Raw genomic sequence first — 16,722 nt, 5'->3', positions numbered from 1 at the left:
CTACGCGTCGCGTGCGAGAGCGGCGATGCGCCGGCAGGCGCGGGCACACACCGGCGCGTAGCCGGCCGCCAGCGGCGGAATCTCGAAGCCGACGACGGACCCGTCGGTGCGCTCCGTGACGAAGTGACCTGTCGCGGGGAGCCGAGCCACGTCCCAGGTCCAGCGGTACGGCGCACAGGCAGTCACCTCGAACGGGAGCCACACTGCGCCAGCGACGCGGACACGGCCGGTCGTCCCCTCGGTGATGTACCGGCCGTCCGTCTCCACGGCCGTGACCGACGGCCCCCAGTCGGGCCAGCAGTCGGTGTCTGTCAGAATGTCCCAGACGATATCGGCCGACGCGGCGACGTCGCGCCGGACGACGAGGCGTCGCCCGCCCGGCGTCCGTTCCAGCGAGACGCTGCTCGCGCCGAGTTCGAGTGCCATTATCAGAAGCAATAGGCCGGAGCCAAGGTATAGGTTGGTTCACTCACAACGACTCGCAAGATGATCGAGGCCCGGGACATTCGCAAGGAGTACAGCGGTTTCGTCGCTGTACAGGGCAGTTCGTTTTCGGTCGACCGCGGCGAGGTGTTCGGTATCATCGGGCCGAACGGGGCCGGCAAGACGACGACGCTGAAGATGCTCGCGGGCCTGCTGGAGCCGACGAGCGGCACCGCCGAGATAGCGGGATTCGATACGGAGACTGCCGAGATGCGCCAGCAGTTGGGCTTTCTCCCCGAGGAATCGCCGCTGTACGAGGAGATGACGCCCGTCTCGTACCTGCAGTTCTTCGCCGACCTCTACGACGTGCCCCCCGACGTGGCCGAGGAACGGATGCACGACACGCTTGACGAACTGGAACTGGAACACCGCGACCGAAAGCTCGGGGACATGTCCAAGGGGATGAAACGGAAGGTCGCCATCGCGCGGTCGCTCATCAACGACCCCGACGTGCTCATCTACGACGAGCCGGCATCGGGACTGGACCCGCTGACGACGAACTACGTCATCGAGTTCACCGAACAGCTGGCGAAGGAGGGCAAGACCATCGTCTTCTCGGCGCACAACCTCTTTCACGTCGAGTCTATCTGTGACCGAGTCGCTATCATGAACGAGGGGGAAATCGTCGCACGCGGCGATTTAGCGGCGCTTCAAGACGAGTACGGCCACACGCGGTACCACGTCTACACGACCGTCGACGTCCCGGACGCGACGACGGAGAACGGGTCGTACAAGCGAGTCGTCGACAGCATGGACGCCGTCGAGGAGACCCGCGAGCGGGCCGAGGCAAACGGCGGGGACGTGGTCGACATACGGACCGAGGAGTCCAGCCTGGAGGAGGTGTTCCTCAACGTCGCCGAGGCCGGGACCCGCGGCACGCGGTACGTCGGGGAGGACGCGGAGTAGATGCAACTCGACAAGCTCCTGCGGGTCGCCAAGTGGGAAGTGACGAAGAACGCCGGGGGCGTCGACAAGCGGACCGTCGTCGTGATGGCGCTCGCGATAGTCGCGATGGGGGCGGTCGCCGCGGTCGCCGTCAGCGGCGGCACCGGCGCGGGCATGGACGACGGCATCTACCGCATCGGCGTCGACGAGTCCAGTCCGTACTACGGCGTCGCGGCCGACGACCGGACCTTCGACATTCGTGAGCCCGACCCCGCTGCAATCGAGCGCCGCCAGCAGGAGCTCCTGTATCGTGGCATCCGGCTGCAAAACGAGCCGCGGACGGCCAAAGAGCGGGCCGCACTCACCGAACTCCGCGACAGCACGGCGCAGTACAACGACCGAACCCTCGCCCGCGACGACAACCAGACCGCCGCGTTTCCGGTCGCCGTGACGCTGGTCTACGAACAGCAGTCGGGGAGCAGCCGGCTCGACCCCCGCAGCGGGGAGGGCAGTGACGGGTCCGACGCCTCGGACGGCGGCACCAGCGGCTCCGGCAGTGGCGAGTCGAGTACGTCGAGCGGCGGTGGCTCGGACGCCAGCGGTGGCGACGGGACGAGCGGCGGGAGCGAAGACAGTGCCGTGAGCAGCGACGATAGCCCGGCGACGGCCGACGGCAGCGAGGGCGCTGTCGGCGGCAGCGGTGACAGCGTCGGCGACAGCGACGGCGGGTCGGTCACGAGCGGCGACGGGTCCGCGAGCGGCAGCGGCGCGAACCTCGGTGCCGTCGGCGCGCGACTGACCGGTGACGTGCAGGGCGGTACCCCCTCGGACATCTCGCCGCCGTTCCCCTTCGAGTCGCTCGTGCTCGCCTTCCTCTACATCGTGCCGATGAACTTCGTCATCCAGGCCTACGGCTCGTCGATGCTTTCGGAGCGGCTGAACCGCCGCGGCGAACTCCTGCTGGTGACGCCCACCTCGCGGGGCGACATCATCGGCGGGAAGACGCTCCCGTACTTCCTGGGTGCCGTCGGCGTGGCGGCACTCATCACCGCAGCGCTGCGGTTCGGGAACGTCGCGCCCGCGGGGAGCCACGTGGCGGTGCTGGCGGTCGTGCCGCTGGTCGTCCTGTTCCTCTCGGCGACGTTCTGCGGGGCGATGTTCGCCCGCTCGTTCAAGGAACTCACGTTCGTGACGGTGACGATAACAGTGACGCTGACCTCCTACGCGTTCGTGCCGGCCATCTTCACCGACGTGACGCCGATTGCGCTCATCTCGCCGCTGACGCTGGTCGTGATGGACCTGACCGGCCAGTCGGTCGGGCTCCCGTCGTTCGTCTTCTCGACGGCCCCGCCGCTTCTGACCGGGCTGGTGCTGTTCGGTCTGGGGGCCGGGCTCTACCGTGAGGAGGACATGTTCACCCAGCGGCCGATTCCGCTGAAGGTGCTCGACGCGCTGGCCGGCGGCATCACCGGTCGCCGGAGCGCGCTGAAGATGAGCGTCGTCCTGTTGCCGCTGGTCGTCGTCGCCGAACTGGCGGCCGTCGCGTTCCTGTTCGTCCTCGACTCCGTGTCGCTGAACGTCTTCGGGACGAACCAGTCGCTCGGCATCGTGCTCGTGCTCGCGGTCATCGTCGTCATCGAGGAGGTGGCGAAGAGCCTGCACGTCTACGCCGGCTACGAACACGCCCGCTACGAGCGGACGCTCCGGTCGGCGCTCGGGGTCGGCGCGCTCTCCGGGCTCGGCTTCTTCATCGGGGAGAAGGGGCTGCTCATCGCCAGGCTCTCCGACCTGGAGAGCCTTCCTATCGGCGAAGCCGCCCTGCAGGGCGCGACCCTGCCGGCCGGTCTGCCGCTGTGGGTCGCGGGGCTGTTGTTCCTGCTCCCGCTGGCGCTGCACACGGTGACGGCGGCCATCTCGTCGGTGGGCGCGAGCCGCGGCCGCCGGGCCTACTTCGGTGCCCTGGGGGCGGCTATCGTCGTTCACTTCGCCTACAACTTCGCGGTGGTGAGTACCCTTGTCTGAGGACCGCCCGGTCTGGCGCGACCCGCGAATCGTCATCGCCCGGCGGGACGTCCGATCGCTGTCCCGCGAGAAGACAATCGTGCTGGCGCTGCTCATCCAGCTGTTCGTCGCGGGCTTTTCCTCGTTCCTCGTCGTCGGCCTCACGTCGCTGTACGACCCCGGGTCGGTCTCGGCCGGCGAGGTGGAGATGGCCGTCACGGGCGAGGCCCGCGACGAACTGGTGGCCGCGGCCGCCCAGCAGGACGGGGCCAGCGTCACCGTCTTCGAGAGCGAGGCCGCCGCGCGGCGGGCGTTCGACCAGCGGCGGGTGGACGCGATACTGCACGGCGAGTACGTCCCGTCGACCCGCGGACCGGGGGAACAGATACAGGTCACCGCCACGGCCCCCGAGGGGAGCATCCGGTCGACGCTCATCGTCGTCGAAATCCGCCGGGTGCTGAGCGCGCTGGAGCGCCAGGAGCGGCTGGACCGGACGCCGTATCTCGACCGGCCGCCGGTGCCGCTCCCGGAGACGGTCAGCGCGAGCCAGTACTTCGGGTTCACCTACACCATCCTCATCCCCCTGCTGTTGTTCCTCCCGTCGTTCATCAGCGGCTCGGTGGCCGTCGACACCGTCACCGAGGAGATAGAGCGCGGCACGCTGGACCTGCTCCGCGTGGCCCCGGTGTCGCTGCTCGACATCGTCGACGGGAAGGCCCTCGGGATGGTGTTGCTCGCCCCCGCGCAGGCGCTGCTGTGGCTCGCCCTGCTGTCGACGAACGGCATCGCCGTCTCGAACCCGGCGGCGATTCTGCTGTTTCTCACCGCCGTCACCGTCGTCGTCGTGACGCTCGGGGTCGTGCTCGGTATCTCGCTCCAGAGCCGTCGCCCGGCGCAGTTGCTGTTCTCCGTGCTCACGCTCGTGCTGTTCGGCGGGGCCGTGCTCCTCCCGGAACACCCGGCGACCACCGTGGCGAAGTTGGCCGTCGACAGCCCGACGCCGCTGACCTACGCCCACGTCGGCGGGGCGGTCGTGCTGGCGGTCGTCGGCTACGCCGCCGCCCGGGCGTACGTCGGCCGGGTCGCGGCGGAGGCGCTGTAACCGACGCCGAACCTTTTTCGCCGACGCGCCCGCCAGTCGGCGTATGGAGTACACGACGCTCGGGTCGACCGGCGTGGAGGTCAGTCGGCTCTGTCTGGGCTGTATGAGCTTCGGAACCTCGGAGTGGCGCGACTGGGTGCTCGACGAGGAGGAGAGCCGCGAGGTCATCGAGCGGGCCATCGACCTCGGTATCAACTTCTTCGACACGGCCAACATGTACTCGATGGGCGAGTCCGAGCGCGTCCTCGGGACCGTCCTCGACGACTACGACCGCGACAGCCAGGTCGTGGCGACGAAGGGCTACTTCCAGATGGACGAGGACGACCCCAACTCCGGGGGGCTCTCGCGGAAGGCCATCGAGCAGGAAATGTCGAACTCGCTGGACAGGCTCGGAATGGACACCGTCGACCTCTACCAGATTCACCGGTGGGACTACGACACGCCAATCGAGGAGACGCTCCGGGCGCTGGACGACGCCGTGCGACGGGGCCAGACCCGCTACGTCGGCGCGTCGTCGATGTGGACCCACCAGTTCGCCGACGCCCTGCGGACCAGCGAGCGCGAGGGGCTGGAGCGGTTCGAGACGATGCAGAACCACTACAACCTCCTGTACCGCGAGGAGGAGCGCGAGATGCTGCCGCTGTGTGAGAAAGAGGACGTCGGCGTCATGCCGTGGAGCCCGCTGGCCCGGGGCTATCTCACCCGGCCACACGAGCAGGTCGAGGAGACGGTCCGGGGCGAGACGGACGACTACGCCCGCGAACACCCCTACTACGAGGGCAACGGCCGCGAGGTCAACGAGCGCGTCCAGGAACTGGCCGACGAGTACGACGCCTCGATGGCCCAGATTGCGCTGGCCTGGGTGCTGGACAAGGAGTGGGTCGACGCGCCGATTGTCGGGACGAGCAGCCTCGAACACCTCGAAGAAGCCGTGGCGGCGCTCGAACTCGACCTCTCGGCGAGCGACGTGGAGTGGCTCGAAGAGCCGTACGAGCCGGTCCGGGTGTCGGGCCACGAGTGACGCGCCCGCCGCTCCTTCCCTGACGGGGAGTGAGCGCTGTTCTCGGATTCTGGTAGCCGAACGTACATTTATGTCGGTCGACGTTCGACCACTAGATACGGTGAATGGTACCAATGAACAAGCAACGCTCGAACCTGGGCGACCCCAGCGGCGAGCGACCGCTCTGTGAGTCGGTCAGCAGCCTGGAGCACTGGCTGACGAGCGTCGTCGGCCTCGGGTTGGCGCTGACCGTCGGCGTCGCCTTCTACGTGCCCATCGTCGAGACGGTCGCCTCGCTGGATGTCCTCTCGACGACGGCGATGGTGTTCCTGTTCACGGCGCTGTGGCTCGTGCTCTGGGGGACGCTCGAACTGGCCTGGGAGTGGCGCGCCGGGCGCGTCCACCGCTGACCACGCACGCCCCGACTCGCGCTCAGTCACGCAGCGCTTCGGCGACGCGTCGCATCGTCTGGAAGTCGTCGTCGGAGTAGGCGACGAGTCGCACGTCCGTCAGGGAGTCGGGCTGGTACTCCTCGATGACGTCGCAGATGATTCGGACGCCCGCCTCGAAGTCGAACCCGGCGATGCCGCACCCGAGCGCCGGGAGGACCAGCGACTCGCAGTTCAGCGCGTCCGCCTCCGCCAGCGCATTTTGAGTCGCACGCCGGATGCTCTCGGCGGTCGACTGGCCGCCGGGGGGCATCGCGGCGGCGTGGATGACGTACTCGGCGTCGAGGGCGTAGGCGTCGGTCGTGGCGACGCCCCCGAGGTCGACGGGCCCCTTGGCGACGGCCTCGTCGTTCAGCCCGGAGCCGGCCGCGCGCTTGAGCGCCCCGGCGACGCCCGACCCCATCCGCAGGCTCGTGTTCGCGGCGTTGACCAGTGCGTCCGCCGACTGTACAGCGATGTCGCCCTGGATTACCTCGAACTCCATACGCGATGCTGGGGGCGGAACGGGCAAAGTTTTAGTGCCGACGTGACCGGAGCGTGGCAGTCCGTCACGCTGTCCCACGCCAGGCAGAAAGCGGTCCCGCCCCTACCGTCGGGTATGGACCTGCTGACGATGACGTGGCGGGACGTGGGGTTCATGCACTGGCCGGTCGAGCCCGAGGTCGTCCGGGCGACGCTGCCGGACGGGCTCGACGTCGACACGGACGACGGGCAGGCGTGGCTCAGCGTGGTGCCGTTCCGCATGGCCGACATCAGGCCGCGGGGCAGTCCAGTCGGGCGGTCCTTCGGCGAACTGAACCTCCGGACGTACGTGGTCGCCGACGGGACGCCAGGGGTGTACTTCTACAACCTCGACGCCGACGACCGGCTCAGCGTGGCCCTGGCCCGGCGGCTGTTCCAGCTGTCCTACTACCGGGCGTCGATGCGAATCCGGAGCGACGGCGACGGCGTCCGGTTCCGGAGCCGCCGGACGAGCGCGCGGGCACCGCCGGCCGATTTCGACGCCACGTACGGGCCGACGGGGCCGCCGTCGACGCCCGACGCGGGCTCGCTCGAATCGTTCCTGGTGGAGCGGTACCGCTTCTACGCCGCGAGCGACGACGGGACGGTGTACTACGCCGACATCGACCACGAGCCGTGGCCGCTGCAGACGGGACGGGCCGAGATTCGGACGAACGGGCTGTTTTCGGCGTCGGGGTTCGACCGGCCCGAGGGCGAGCCGGTGGTCCACTACTGCGCCGAGATTCCGGTGACTGCGGGCCGGCTCCACCGGCTCGACGGGGCCGCCCAGTACACTGATTAGCGTGTCGGCCCCAGTGACGGTGTGGTCGCCCTCCGTCCCCTGCAGGTCACGCTCGACGACGTGTGTTTCTGTCACTGGCCGGTCGCCAGGACGGCGGTCGAGCCGGCGGTCCCCGACTGGCTCACCGTCGAGACGGCCGACGGCGACGCCTGGGTGTCGGCCGTCGCGGCGACCGTCGACCGCGTCGAGACGTTCGGCATCGAGGTGGCCGGCCCCGCGGAGTTGCTCACGGTTCGGACCTACGTTCGGGGGCCGACCGGCCAGCGCGGGGTCCGGGTGCTGGCGCTGTTCGGCGACGACAGGCGGATTTCCACGGCGGTCTCGGAACTGTTTCGCGTCACGGCGGGCGGGGCCACCCCGCGGACGCTCCCGACGGCAGACCGTCGTCGGGTTCTCGACGCCGGCGACCGGCGGCTGTTCGAATGTCGGTACACGGCCGACGGTGAGCCAGTGGCGGTACCGCCGGACTCGCTGGCCTCGTTTCTCGTCGACCGACAGCGGTACTTCACGACCGGTCGCTTCGGGACGCGCCTCGTCGGCAGCATCGGGCACGACCCGTGGCGGCTCGACCGCGTCGACGCCACCGTGACCGGGTCGGTGTTTCCGGCGGTCGACATCCCGGTCAGCGGGTCGACCCCGCTGGTCCATCACAGCCCCGGCCTCCGCGTCTCGATTGCGCCGCCGGTGCCGCGCTGACGGCCGACCCGGGTCCCTGGACATATAAGTACGGACGGGCCGTTTGAGGGACAAGGAACCCGCCGGCCACATGATATCTAAAAGTAATATCCGGACGCTCGTCGTCGACGATAGCGACTTTTTCGCGGAGATGACGGCCGACACGCTCACCCAGCAGCACGGCATCGAATCGGTTGCGGCAAACAGCGGCACGGAAGCCCTGGAGCGGCTCGACGGCGGGGGGTTCGACTGCGTCGTCAGCGACTACGAGATGCCCGAGATGGACGGGCTGGAACTGCTCGGGGAAATCCGGAAGCGGCATCCGTCTATCCCGTTCATTCTGCTGACCGGCCGGGGGGACGAGGAGACGGCGAGCGCGGCCATCGCGGCGGGGGTGGCCGACTACCTCCTGAAACTCGAAGTCGTCGAGGACAAGCAGTACGGCCGGCTGGCGAACCGAATCGAGAACGTCGTCTCGCAGGAGCGCACCCGAAAGAAGTTCGAGTCGCTGGTCGCGGACTCGCCGGACGGCATCGCCCACCTGACGATTGACGGGACCGTCCTCTCGGTAAACCCCTCGATGGCCGGTCGACTCGGTGCCGACCCCGACGAACTCGTCGGCCGGAACCTGCGCGACGTGATGGACAGCGAGGCGGCCGGCCAGCGCCTCGAAGCCGGGAAGAACGCGGTCCGGCGGGGGACCGCGACGCGGTCGGAGGACGCCGTCGACGGCCGACACTACCACAACCAGTACATCCCCGTCGACAGCCACCGCAAGGCCGATACGTTCCAGTTGGTCTCGCGTGACATCACTGAGCGCGTCGAGCGCCAGCGCCAACTGGAGCGCCAGAACGAGCGGCTGGAGGAGTTCGCGAGCGTCGTCTCCCACGACCTCCGGAACCCGTTGAACGTCGCCCAAGGCGCGGTCGAGTTGCTCCCGGAGCCCGACGACAGCGAGGAGGCCGACCTGGTCGCCAAAATCGACCGGTCGCTGGACCGGATGGGGAACATCATCGAGGACGTGCTCGCGCTGGCGCGGCAGGGCCGAACCGTCAACGACCCACAGGAGACGGAGCTTTCGACGCTGGCGTCGACCGCCTGGACCTGGATAGAGGCCGAGCAGTCGTCGATGTCGGTCGCGTCGAGCGCCGAACTCGCGGCCGACAGCGGGCGCGCACAGGACCTGCTGACGAACCTGTTCCGGAACGCCATCGAACACAACGACGGCGAGGTCGAAATCGAGGTCGGACTGCTCGACTCGCACGACGGCTTCTACGTCGCCGACGACGGGACCGGCGTCGACCCCGACGCCGGCGACGTGTTCGAGATGGGGTACTCCTCGACGGAGGACGGGACCGGGTTCGGACTGGCCATCGTCGAGCAGGTCGCCGAGGCCCACGGCTGGACCGTGTCCCTGACCGACAGCGAGGCCGGCGGGGCGCGCTTCGAAGTGACGGACGTGGAGCTGTACGACTGAGACGGACTTTTCACTGCCGGGTCCCCAGTGGTGGTAATGACAGTTTCGGGGGCCATCGTCGACCTGGACGGAACGGTATACCACGGGGACACGCTGTTGCCGGGTGCGGCGTCGGCAATCGACGCCCTCAGAGCGCGTGGGCTGAAGCTCTGCTTCTTCTCGAACAACCCCATCCACGACGGCAGCGAGTACGTCGAGCGGCTGCGGGGACTGGGCGTCGACGCCCGTGAGGGCGAGGCCTGTTCCTCCGGCGTCGTCGCCCGCGAGTACCTCGACGGGACCCACGCGGGCGACGACGTGTTCGTCATCGGGAGCGACCCGCTCCGGCGGATGGTCGAGGGAACGAACGCACAACTGGTCGAAGACCCCGCCGAGACGGACGTGTTGCTTGCCTCCTGGACCGACGGCTTCCACTACCGCGACATGGTCGACGCGCTCCGGGCCGTCGACGAGGAGACCGCCTTCCTCGGGACCGACCCGGACCGGACGTTCCCCGGCGAGGACGGCGACCCGGTCCCCGGCTCCGGGGCTGTGATCAACGCCGTCGCCGGCGTCATCGAGCGCGAACCCGACCGGATACTCGGCAAGCCCTCGGAGATAGCCGTCCAGGCGGCGCTGGAGCGACTGGACTGTCCCCCGTCGGAGTGTCTGGTCGTCGGCGACCGGCTGGAGACCGACATCGCGATGGGCGAGCGCAACGGCATGACGACGGTCCTCGTCCGGACCGGCGTGTCCAGCGAGCGGGCGCTGGAACGGAGCGCCGTGACGCCCGACCACGTAGTCGACTCGCTGGCGGACATCGAGGACGTGCTGGCGTCGCTGGACGAATGACATCGAGCTGGTAATTCACCTGCGCATTTATTTCTATAGCGAGCGTACCGTCTTTCGGTGTTTCCAATGGGTAAAGACATCCTCATGATTGTCGGCGACTTCGGCGAAGACTACGAGATAATGGTGCCGTTCCAGGCACTGCAGATGGTCGGACACGAGGTCGACGCGGTGTGTCCCGACAAGGCGGCCGAGGAGACGGTCAAGACGGCGATTCACGACTTCCGGGGCGACCAGACCTACATGGAGTCCCGCGGCCACGACTTCGTCCTGAACGCGACGATGGCAGACGTGACTCCGAGCGACTACGACGCGCTCGTCGTCCCCGGCGGTCGCGCCCCCGAGTATCTCCGGACCTACGACGAGGTGCTGGACGCGGTACGGCACTTCTTCGAGGCGGACAAGCCCGTCGCGGCGCTGTGTCACGGCCCGCAGATTCTCGCCGCCGCCGACGTGCTGGACGGCTACGAGATGACCTCCTATCCGGCCTGTCGCGCCGAGTGTGAGGCCGCCGGCTGTTCGTGGGTCGACGAAGTGGTCACCGATAGGAACCTCGTCACCGGCCAGGCCTGGCCCGACCACCCCGAGTGGCTCGCGCAGTTCATGGCCCTGCTGGGGGACGACGTGTCCCACGGCGACCCGATTCCGGCCGACGACTGACCGGCCCGTGCCCGGCTGTCGCCGCTCGGTCGGCCCCGGGTGCGCTCGTCGACTGTGCCGCGGATGATTGAGCGATTCATAACAAATAAATAGTGCACCCGTTTTCCTCCGTTGAGGCGGGTGGGTTCTGGCATAGTGCACCATCGAGTTCTCCCGCCTCGTTTTCCGACGGGCGCCGTCACAGGGTAGCACCAGATTTGTTACGCAGGGGCACGAAACGCCGGCTGCAATGCCCTCCGACACCTCACGAGACGACGACCGCGGCTGTCCGAAGTGCGGCCACACCGGCACCGACGTGGGTAGCATCTCGACCACAGGCGGCGGCCTCTCGAAGATGTTCGACATCCAGACCAACCAGTTCCAGGTCGTCACGTGCACGAACTGCGGCTACTCCGAGCTGTACCGGGACACCGGCTCGGCGGGCAGTGACCTGGCGGACATCTTCCTCGGCTGACGATGCCTGCCGCGAGCGGACTGTTCGTCGTGGTCCTGTTGCTCGCGCTGGTCGCGCCGCTGGTCCTCTATATCCTGGTCCGGAACGAACGCGACCGGCGCGTCGAGACGGACCGCGAGACGGCCGAGCGGCTGGCCAGGCGGGATACCGGTGACGAGCGACGGAACCGGTGACGCCCCGGAGCCGGCGGCCGGGCCGTTCGAGAAAACGGACTGAGAGAGGCGTTTGCGTCGGTCTCACAGAATAAACTCCAAACGACTAGAGAGTGTCCCGATGTCGAACCTTTTATCATAATTCTCGCACTACGTCCGGCCATGGTCGACAAAGAAGACCTTCGCTCACAGTTCGTCGAGGCGTTCGAGGGCGCGGACTACCCGATATCCAGTCCGATGGACCTCGTCCCGGAGCTCCCCGGCGGGCCGTCGACGAAGTTCGAATCCGGCGACTTCTCGATGACGGCGATGGAACTGAACACGAAACTCGACGGGGAGTTCCCCTACGACAGCGTCGACGAGTTCGTCGACGACGTGATGGCCTCGCTCGAAGAGCAGGACCTCATCTGACGGCCCGCGACGCTGTTTTCGCGTTGCAGTCCGGCCGGACCCTCGAACTTTATCAGGGCACCCTCCGTATCCGAAGTATGGTCGGTTTGCCGGCGGTCGAGACGCTCGTTCGGACGTTCGGACCGTTTCTCATCCCCGCGACGCTGTTCGTCCTGGGCGCTATCGGGTACCTGTTCCTGTGGCTCCTGTCGCGGAACCGGCGGGAGACCTACGCCGCCGACGAGTGAGCGCGTTTGGTCCGTCCGTCGAAAGTTTGTTCAGACCATCAATCTTTTGAGTTAGACTCATCTAATTTCGTGTATGTTGAGTGCGAAGATGGAGGACTACCTGAAGGCCATCTACTGTCTGGAGCGGGACGGCGACCCGCCGATTCCCCCGTCTACTATCGCCGAGACGCTGGACGTCACGGCCCCGACGGTCACCAGTATGGTCGAGAAACTGGCCGACCGCGGGCTGGTCGAGCGCGAGAAGTACAAGGGCGTGACGACGACGCCGGAGGGCGAGACGGTGGCGCTGGAAATCATCCGCCACCACCGGCTCATCGAGACGTTTCTCACCGAACAGCTGGGCTACGACTGGGCGGAGGTCCACGAGGAGGCGGAGGTGCTCGAACACCACATCAGCGAGGAGTTCGAGCGCCGGGTCGCGGCGGTCCTCGACGAACCCGAGTTCGACCCTCACGGGGACCCCATCCCCAGCGACTCGCTCGACCCAGTCGGCGACGAGTCCGCGACGGCGCTGTCTGAACACGAGGAGGGCGGACGGCTCGAAGTCGCGCGGGTCCGGGACCGGGACCCCGACGAACTCACGTACCTCTCCGACGCCGGCATCACGCCGGGCACCGTGTTGACAGTCGAGGAGGTCGCCCCTATCGGGATGCTGACCGTCCAGCTAGAGAGCGGGTCGTCGGTGTCGCTGCCGGACCACATCGCCGACGCGATACAGGTCCGCGAGCCGGACGCGAAACGCGAAGACGGAGTGAGTCAGGCGTGAGCGACGCGACGTGGCTGACCGTCGTGGCGATAGCGGCCGGCGCGCAGTTGGCGGTACTGCCCGGCGAGAAGGTCCAGTTCATCATCGCCGGCCTGTCGACGCGGTTCAACCCGTTTCTCGTCGTCAGCGCCGCGGGGACGGCCTTCGCCGGCTGGACGGCCCTGGAGATATGGTTCGGCTCCGCGGTCACGTCGGTGTTGCCCGGTATCGTCCTCGAAAGCCTCACCGCCGGGATGTTCCTGCTGTTCGCGGTCCTGCTGGTCCGCAGTGCGCCGGCGGCCGGCACGACGCAGGAGCCGGCGTCCGGCTTCACGACCGACGGCGGGCAGCTAGACGTCCGCGTCCCCGTCCTCGACTGGCAGGTCCCGAACAAGCTCGGGGGCTTCCTGCCCATCTTCGCCATGATGGCCTTCGGCGAGTTCGGCGACAAGACCCAGCTCATCACCATCACGCTCGCCGCCCAGTACAGCGCTCACGCCAGCGCCATCTGGGCCGGCGAGATGCTCGCCATCATCCCGGTGAGCCTCGCCAACGCTCTCTTCTTCCACCGCTTCGCCCACCGCTTCAATCTGCGGACCGCCCACTTCGTCGGCGCGGCGCTGTTCCTGTTTTTCGCCGCGGACTTCGCCCTGAGCGTGACGATGGGGTTCTCGCTGTGGGAGACGATGGTGTCGGCCATCGCGGCGCAGGTGACCGGCTGAGAGAGCGGTTCCGCCGGCTCGACCGACAGAACATTTTTGCAGAGCGGCGGAGCAGTTCCGCGTGATGCCCTCCAGACGGAGCGCCCTCACAGCGGGAACGCTCGTTGCACTCTTGGGCTGTGCAGCGTTCAGTACGGGGAGCGCTCGACTCGCCGGAGTACGGCTGAGGAACACTGGGTCGGCGACACGGGAGTTCCAAGTCACGGTCGACCGCGTTCCGGTGACTCGCTCGTCGGCCGGCGTCCAGTCACCAACCGTGGCCTCTAGCGGCCATCGGCCCCGGTCGCGGTCGTAGCTCAGTCCCGACCGATACTGTCGAGTTCCCGCGTCTCGTCGGGGGCGGCCAGCGGCCGGAGTTTCCCGGCGAGGACCGCGAGGACGTAGATGCCCACCGCGACGAGAACGATGACGCCGCCGGCGGTCGCACCGGCGTAGTACGAGACCCCGATGCCGAGCACCACGGCCAGTTCGGCCAGCACAATCGAGACCAGCAGCGACTCCGAGAAGCTCCGGGACACCTGCGTCGCGCCGGCGACCGGGACGACCAGCATGGCCGCGACGAGGATGACGCCCATAATCTGCATCGCGCCGACGACGACGAGCGCCGTCAGCATCACCATGAGCCGGTTGTACCAGACGACCGGGAGTCCGGAGACGGCGGCGGCCGTCTCGTCGAACGTGACGTACAGCAACTGGTTCCGGGTGAGCGCGACCGTCCCGACGACGACAGCGAACAGCCCGAGCATGATGACCGCGTTCTCGGCCGAGACTGTCGAGAGGTTCCCGAAGAGGTACTGGTTGATGCCGACGGCCAGCCCACCGGCGTTGAGGCTGATGAGGACCGTCCCCAGCGCGAACCCAGTCGAGAGGACGATGGCCATCGACACGTCGTTGTAGGCGTCGGTCGCTTCGGAGATGAGTTCGATGAGCAGGGCCGCGAGGACGGCCACGACAACGGCGGTGAGGTACGGCGAGACGCCCAGTTCGAGGACGCCGTTCAGGAACAGTCCGACGGCGACCCCGGCGAAGGCCGTGTGCGCCAGCGCGTCCCCGATGAGCGCCAGTTGGCGGTGGACGAGGAAGGTCCCGATGAGCGGCGCGATGACGCCGACACAGAGACCGACCAGTATCGCCCGGTACATGAAGGTGTACTCGGGGCTGATGAGTTCCAGGCCGGTCAGGTAGTAGAGCCGCGTCATGGCCCAGTACCAGGCGTCGAGGACCGGGAGAAACACCTCGTGAACGCCGGCAGCGAGCGCGAGCATCATCGGCCGCCCCCGGCCAGCGACCGCGTGCCCGTCCCGAATGCCCTGGCCAGCGCCGCGCTGTCGGTGAACTCCGCCGAGGGGCCGTCGAAGTAGACCTCCCGGTTCAGGCAGACGACCCGCTCGGCGTGTTCGGTGACGGCCTGCAGGTCGTGTTCGATGAGCAGGACGGTGATGCCGTCGGCGTGCAGCGCGTCGAGCAGGTCGTAGAAGGCGTCGACCGACTCGGTGTCGACGCCGACGGTCGGCTCGTCGAGGACGAGCAGGTCGGCCTCGCCCGCAAGCGCCCGGGCGATGAACGCCCGCTGGCGCTGGCCGCCGGAGAGCTGGGTAATCCGCCTGTCGGCGAAGGCCGTCATCCCGACCGTGTCGATGGCCCCGTCGACGATGCGCCAGTCGGCCGCCGAGAGCCAGCCGAACCCGACGTGGGGGAACCGGCCCATCTTCACCACCTCGCGGACCGTTATCGGCATCTCCCGGCTCGTCCCGGCGCGCTGGGCGACGTATCCGACTCTGGCCCCGTCGTCGAAGGCCGTCGCGTCGACGCCGAACAGCTCCGCGGTGCCCGCGTCCGGTTCCAGCAGGCCGAGCACCAGTTGCATGAGCGTCGACTTGCCCGAGCCGTTCGGGCCGACCACGGCGACGTACTCGCCGGCGTCGATGCTGAGGCTGATGTCCTCGACGACCGGCGTGGACGTGTAGCCGAACGACACGTCCGAGAGTTCGACGACGGGTGGCCCGTCGGAGCCGGTCGCCGCTTCGCTGCCGTCACGGGGAGAGCGTCTGGGCACCATCACTCGAAGTTCCGCCAGGTCTCGTTCCAGCCGTCGGGGCCCGCGTCTTCGGGTGCCGTGTTGCCCAGGACGACCTCGAACGTCGGCATGTTTATGCGGTCGGCGATTTCCTCGTAGCCCCAGTCGTTTGCCACCCAGTCCTCGCGGACGCCGGCGTAGGGCGTCACCGGGTAGTAGGCCTCGACAGCCGTCTCGGCGAGCAACTGCCGCGCTGGCTTGCGGGTCTCGAAGACGCCGGCCCCGATGTACCGGATGTCGTTCTCCTCGATGACCGCCTTCGCCGCGGTGATGTCGGAGGGTTTCACGTCGCCACTGGCCGCGAGGTTGACCACGAGCGGGCGCATCTCGACGCCGTACCGGGTCCCGATGTACTGGAAGGCGTTGTGGGCCGCGAGCTGGACCACGTTCCGGTCGGCCCGGTCGAAGATGTCGGCGTAGTCCGCGTCGATGCGGTCGAGAACGTCCGCTTTGTACGTCTCTGCGTTGTCCCGGAGCGTCGCCTCGGCGGCCGGTGCGAGCGCGACCAGTCCTTCGGCGATGTTGTCGACCGCCTGCTTCGCACGTCGCGGGTCCAGCCAGAAGTGCGGGTCCTTGCCCCTGTCCTGGCCGACTCCCTCTTCGTCGCGGTCGAGGCTCGCCGCGAGCGATTCGAGTTCGATGCCCTCGCGGACGTTGATGCGTGCGGTGTCAACGTCGTCGTCTTCGAGCGTCTGAATCGCGCGGTCCGCCCACGGCTGGAAGTCCGGGCCGACGTGGATGAACGCGTCCGCGTCGATGATGTCCCGCGTGATGCTGGCGTCGGGCTCCCAGCCGTGGCCGTGGAGCCCGGTCGGGACCAGGTTCTCGACCGTAATCGGCGTGTTGCGGGCGATTTCGCGGGCGAAGTCGTAGAAGCTGAAAAACGACGCCACCGCGACCGGGCCGTCCGCACCGTCGTCCGCCGCGGCTTCGGCACCGCCGCCCGTCAGACAGCCGGCGAGTCCGGACGCGAGAGCGCCCGCTCCGGCACCGAGGACCTGCCTGCGGCTGAGTTTCCGCGAATGGTCGTTGGGGGGTTCGATAGCCATCATATGCGAATAGCTATCGCAG

General features: G+C 68.0%; 21 protein-coding genes. 16 read left to right on the top strand and 5 right to left on the bottom strand.

Annotation, left to right across the window (positions count from 1 at the left end):
* Window positions 1–426 carry an SRPBCC family protein gene (locus VI123_RS11780; RefSeq protein WP_336338236.1) on the bottom strand — a complete coding sequence of 142 codons (426 nt, stop codon included), beginning with the start codon at window positions 424–426 and terminating at the stop codon, window positions 1–3.
* Window positions 427–486: 60 nt separating this feature from the next.
* Here VI123_RS11780 and VI123_RS11775 point away from each other — a divergent pair, with 60 nt between their 5' ends.
* The 5 genes from VI123_RS11775 to VI123_RS11755 all read left to right on the top strand — a co-directional run bounded on the left by VI123_RS11775 (window position 487) and on the right by VI123_RS11755 (window position 5,881).
* Window positions 487–1,389: an ABC transporter ATP-binding protein gene (locus VI123_RS11775; RefSeq protein WP_336338235.1), complete on the top strand. Its 903-nt coding sequence runs from the start codon at window positions 487–489 to the stop codon at window positions 1,387–1,389.
* The gene (locus VI123_RS11770; protein WP_336338234.1) at window positions 1,390–3,390 is read left to right on the top strand and encodes a PrsW family intramembrane metalloprotease; all 2,001 of its coding nucleotides are present in this window, start codon (window positions 1,390–1,392) and stop codon (window positions 3,388–3,390) included.
* Window positions 3,383–4,471, top strand: a complete 1,089-nt coding sequence (locus tag VI123_RS11765; protein WP_336338233.1) for an ABC transporter permease — start codon at window positions 3,383–3,385, stop codon at window positions 4,469–4,471. The genes VI123_RS11770 and VI123_RS11765 overlap by 8 nt, the downstream gene beginning before the upstream one ends.
* 43 nt (window positions 4,472–4,514) lie before the next feature.
* Window positions 4,515–5,492 carry an aldo/keto reductase gene (locus VI123_RS11760; RefSeq protein ID WP_336338232.1) on the top strand — a complete coding sequence of 326 codons (978 nt, stop codon included), beginning with the start codon at window positions 4,515–4,517 and terminating at the stop codon, window positions 5,490–5,492.
* A gap of 113 nt (window positions 5,493–5,605) precedes the next feature.
* Window positions 5,606–5,881 carry a hypothetical protein gene (locus VI123_RS11755; RefSeq protein ID WP_336338231.1) on the top strand — a complete coding sequence of 92 codons (276 nt, stop codon included), beginning with the start codon at window positions 5,606–5,608 and terminating at the stop codon, window positions 5,879–5,881.
* Window positions 5,882–5,903: 22 nt separating this feature from the next.
* Here VI123_RS11755 and VI123_RS11750 read toward each other — a convergent pair whose 3' ends face one another.
* On the bottom strand, window positions 5,904–6,404 hold the full coding sequence (locus VI123_RS11750) for a macro domain-containing protein (RefSeq protein ID WP_336338230.1): 501 nt from the start codon (window positions 6,402–6,404) through the stop codon (window positions 5,904–5,906).
* A 114-nt stretch (window positions 6,405–6,518) separates the two neighbouring features.
* Between VI123_RS11750 and VI123_RS11745 the strand changes: the two genes are divergently transcribed.
* The 11 genes from VI123_RS11745 to VI123_RS11695 all read left to right on the top strand — a co-directional run bounded on the left by VI123_RS11745 (window position 6,519) and on the right by VI123_RS11695 (window position 13,574).
* Window positions 6,519–7,223, top strand: coding sequence for a YqjF family protein (locus tag VI123_RS11745; protein ID WP_336338229.1), 705 nt, complete (start codon window positions 6,519–6,521; stop codon window positions 7,221–7,223).
* 21 nt (window positions 7,224–7,244) lie between these two features.
* On the top strand, window positions 7,245–7,919 hold the full coding sequence (locus VI123_RS11740; RefSeq protein ID WP_336338228.1) for a DUF2071 domain-containing protein: 675 nt from the start codon (window positions 7,245–7,247) through the stop codon (window positions 7,917–7,919).
* Window positions 7,920–7,989: 70 nt separating this feature from the next.
* Window positions 7,990–9,375 (top strand): ATP-binding response regulator, encoded by a 1,386-nt coding sequence (locus tag VI123_RS11735; protein WP_336338227.1) that lies wholly within the window; start codon window positions 7,990–7,992, stop codon window positions 9,373–9,375.
* A 36-nt stretch (window positions 9,376–9,411) separates the two neighbouring features.
* Complete coding sequence (locus VI123_RS11730; protein WP_336338226.1) at window positions 9,412–10,206, top strand: HAD-IIA family hydrolase; 795 nt, start codon at window positions 9,412–9,414, stop codon at window positions 10,204–10,206.
* 66 nt (window positions 10,207–10,272) lie between these two features.
* A complete protein-coding gene (locus VI123_RS11725) occupies window positions 10,273–10,863 on the top strand; it encodes a DJ-1/PfpI family protein (protein ID WP_336338225.1) in 591 nt (196 codons plus the stop codon).
* Window positions 10,864–11,092: 229 nt separating this feature from the next.
* Window positions 11,093–11,317, top strand: coding sequence for a zinc ribbon domain-containing protein (locus VI123_RS11720; protein ID WP_336338224.1), 225 nt, complete (start codon window positions 11,093–11,095; stop codon window positions 11,315–11,317).
* 2 nt (window positions 11,318–11,319) lie between these two features.
* Window positions 11,320–11,490 carry a hypothetical protein gene (locus tag VI123_RS11715; protein ID WP_336338223.1) on the top strand — a complete coding sequence of 57 codons (171 nt, stop codon included), beginning with the start codon at window positions 11,320–11,322 and terminating at the stop codon, window positions 11,488–11,490.
* 141 nt (window positions 11,491–11,631) lie between these two features.
* On the top strand, window positions 11,632–11,880 hold the full coding sequence (locus VI123_RS11710; protein ID WP_336338222.1) for an MTH865 family protein: 249 nt from the start codon (window positions 11,632–11,634) through the stop codon (window positions 11,878–11,880).
* Window positions 11,881–11,957: 77 nt separating this feature from the next.
* On the top strand, window positions 11,958–12,107 hold the full coding sequence (locus VI123_RS11705; RefSeq protein ID WP_336338221.1) for a hypothetical protein: 150 nt from the start codon (window positions 11,958–11,960) through the stop codon (window positions 12,105–12,107).
* Window positions 12,108–12,180: 73 nt separating this feature from the next.
* Entirely contained in the window at window positions 12,181–12,873 is a 693-nt protein-coding gene (locus VI123_RS11700) for a metal-dependent transcriptional regulator (RefSeq protein ID WP_336338220.1), read from the top strand.
* Window positions 12,870–13,574, top strand: coding sequence for a TMEM165/GDT1 family protein (locus tag VI123_RS11695; RefSeq protein ID WP_336338219.1), 705 nt, complete (start codon window positions 12,870–12,872; stop codon window positions 13,572–13,574). The genes VI123_RS11700 and VI123_RS11695 overlap by 4 nt, the downstream gene beginning before the upstream one ends.
* 296 nt (window positions 13,575–13,870) lie before the next feature.
* Here the strand turns inward: VI123_RS11695 and VI123_RS11690 are convergent, their stop codons facing one another.
* The 3 genes from VI123_RS11690 to VI123_RS11680 are packed head-to-tail and all read right to left on the bottom strand — an operon-like array spanning window position 13,871 to window position 16,703.
* Entirely contained in the window at window positions 13,871–14,842 is a 972-nt protein-coding gene (locus VI123_RS11690) for a metal ABC transporter permease (RefSeq protein WP_336338218.1), read from the bottom strand.
* Entirely contained in the window at window positions 14,839–15,633 is a 795-nt protein-coding gene (locus VI123_RS11685) for a metal ABC transporter ATP-binding protein (RefSeq protein WP_336338217.1), read from the bottom strand. The genes VI123_RS11690 and VI123_RS11685 overlap by 4 nt, the downstream gene beginning before the upstream one ends.
* The gene (locus tag VI123_RS11680) at window positions 15,633–16,703 is read right to left on the bottom strand and encodes a metal ABC transporter substrate-binding protein (protein WP_336338216.1); all 1,071 of its coding nucleotides are present in this window, start codon (window positions 16,701–16,703) and stop codon (window positions 15,633–15,635) included. The genes VI123_RS11685 and VI123_RS11680 overlap by 1 nt, the downstream gene beginning before the upstream one ends.
* Between the last annotated feature and the right edge of the window lie 19 nt (window positions 16,704–16,722).

It is taken from the genome of Haloarcula sp. DT43, from assembly GCF_037078405.1.
Taxonomy (GTDB): Archaea; Halobacteriota; Halobacteria; order Halobacteriales; family Haloarculaceae; genus Haloarcula; species Haloarcula brevis.
The sequence above is the reverse complement of the archived record's forward strand: the minus strand, read 5'-3'. Positions and strand labels throughout refer to the sequence as shown.

Bases quoted from the DNA above. Each gene is read 5' to 3' on its own strand.
- VI123_RS11730 (WP_336338226.1), top strand. From the start codon at position 9,412: ATGACAGTTTCGGGGGCCATCGTCGACCTGGACGGAACGGTATACCAC.
- VI123_RS11700 (WP_336338220.1), top strand. From the start codon at position 12,181: ATGTTGAGTGCGAAGATGGAGGACTACCTGAAGGCCATCTACTGTCTG.
- VI123_RS11770 (WP_336338234.1), top strand. From the start codon at position 1,390: ATGCAACTCGACAAGCTCCTGCGGGTCGCCAAGTGGGAAGTGACGAAG.
- VI123_RS11760 (WP_336338232.1), top strand. From the start codon at position 4,515: ATGGAGTACACGACGCTCGGGTCGACCGGCGTGGAGGTCAGTCGGCTC.
- VI123_RS11780 (WP_336338236.1), bottom strand. From the start codon at position 426: ATGGCACTCGAACTCGGCGCGAGCAGCGTCTCGCTGGAACGGACGCCG.
- VI123_RS11690 (WP_336338218.1), bottom strand. From the start codon at position 14,842: ATGATGCTCGCGCTCGCTGCCGGCGTTCACGAGGTGTTTCTCCCGGTC.
- VI123_RS11725 (WP_336338225.1), top strand. From the start codon at position 10,273: ATGGGTAAAGACATCCTCATGATTGTCGGCGACTTCGGCGAAGACTAC.
- VI123_RS11705 (WP_336338221.1), top strand. From the start codon at position 11,958: ATGGTCGGTTTGCCGGCGGTCGAGACGCTCGTTCGGACGTTCGGACCG.
- VI123_RS11685 (WP_336338217.1), bottom strand. From the start codon at position 15,633: ATGGTGCCCAGACGCTCTCCCCGTGACGGCAGCGAAGCGGCGACCGGC.
- VI123_RS11750 (WP_336338230.1), bottom strand. From the start codon at position 6,404: ATGGAGTTCGAGGTAATCCAGGGCGACATCGCTGTACAGTCGGCGGAC.
- VI123_RS11710 (WP_336338222.1), top strand. From the start codon at position 11,632: ATGGTCGACAAAGAAGACCTTCGCTCACAGTTCGTCGAGGCGTTCGAG.
- VI123_RS11715 (WP_336338223.1), top strand. From the start codon at position 11,320: ATGCCTGCCGCGAGCGGACTGTTCGTCGTGGTCCTGTTGCTCGCGCTG.
- VI123_RS11735 (WP_336338227.1), top strand. From the start codon at position 7,990: ATGATATCTAAAAGTAATATCCGGACGCTCGTCGTCGACGATAGCGAC.
- VI123_RS11745 (WP_336338229.1), top strand. From the start codon at position 6,519: ATGGACCTGCTGACGATGACGTGGCGGGACGTGGGGTTCATGCACTGG.
- VI123_RS11755 (WP_336338231.1), top strand. From the start codon at position 5,606: ATGAACAAGCAACGCTCGAACCTGGGCGACCCCAGCGGCGAGCGACCG.
- VI123_RS11680 (WP_336338216.1), bottom strand. From the start codon at position 16,703: ATGATGGCTATCGAACCCCCCAACGACCATTCGCGGAAACTCAGCCGC.
- VI123_RS11775 (WP_336338235.1), top strand. From the start codon at position 487: ATGATCGAGGCCCGGGACATTCGCAAGGAGTACAGCGGTTTCGTCGCT.
- VI123_RS11720 (WP_336338224.1), top strand. From the start codon at position 11,093: ATGCCCTCCGACACCTCACGAGACGACGACCGCGGCTGTCCGAAGTGC.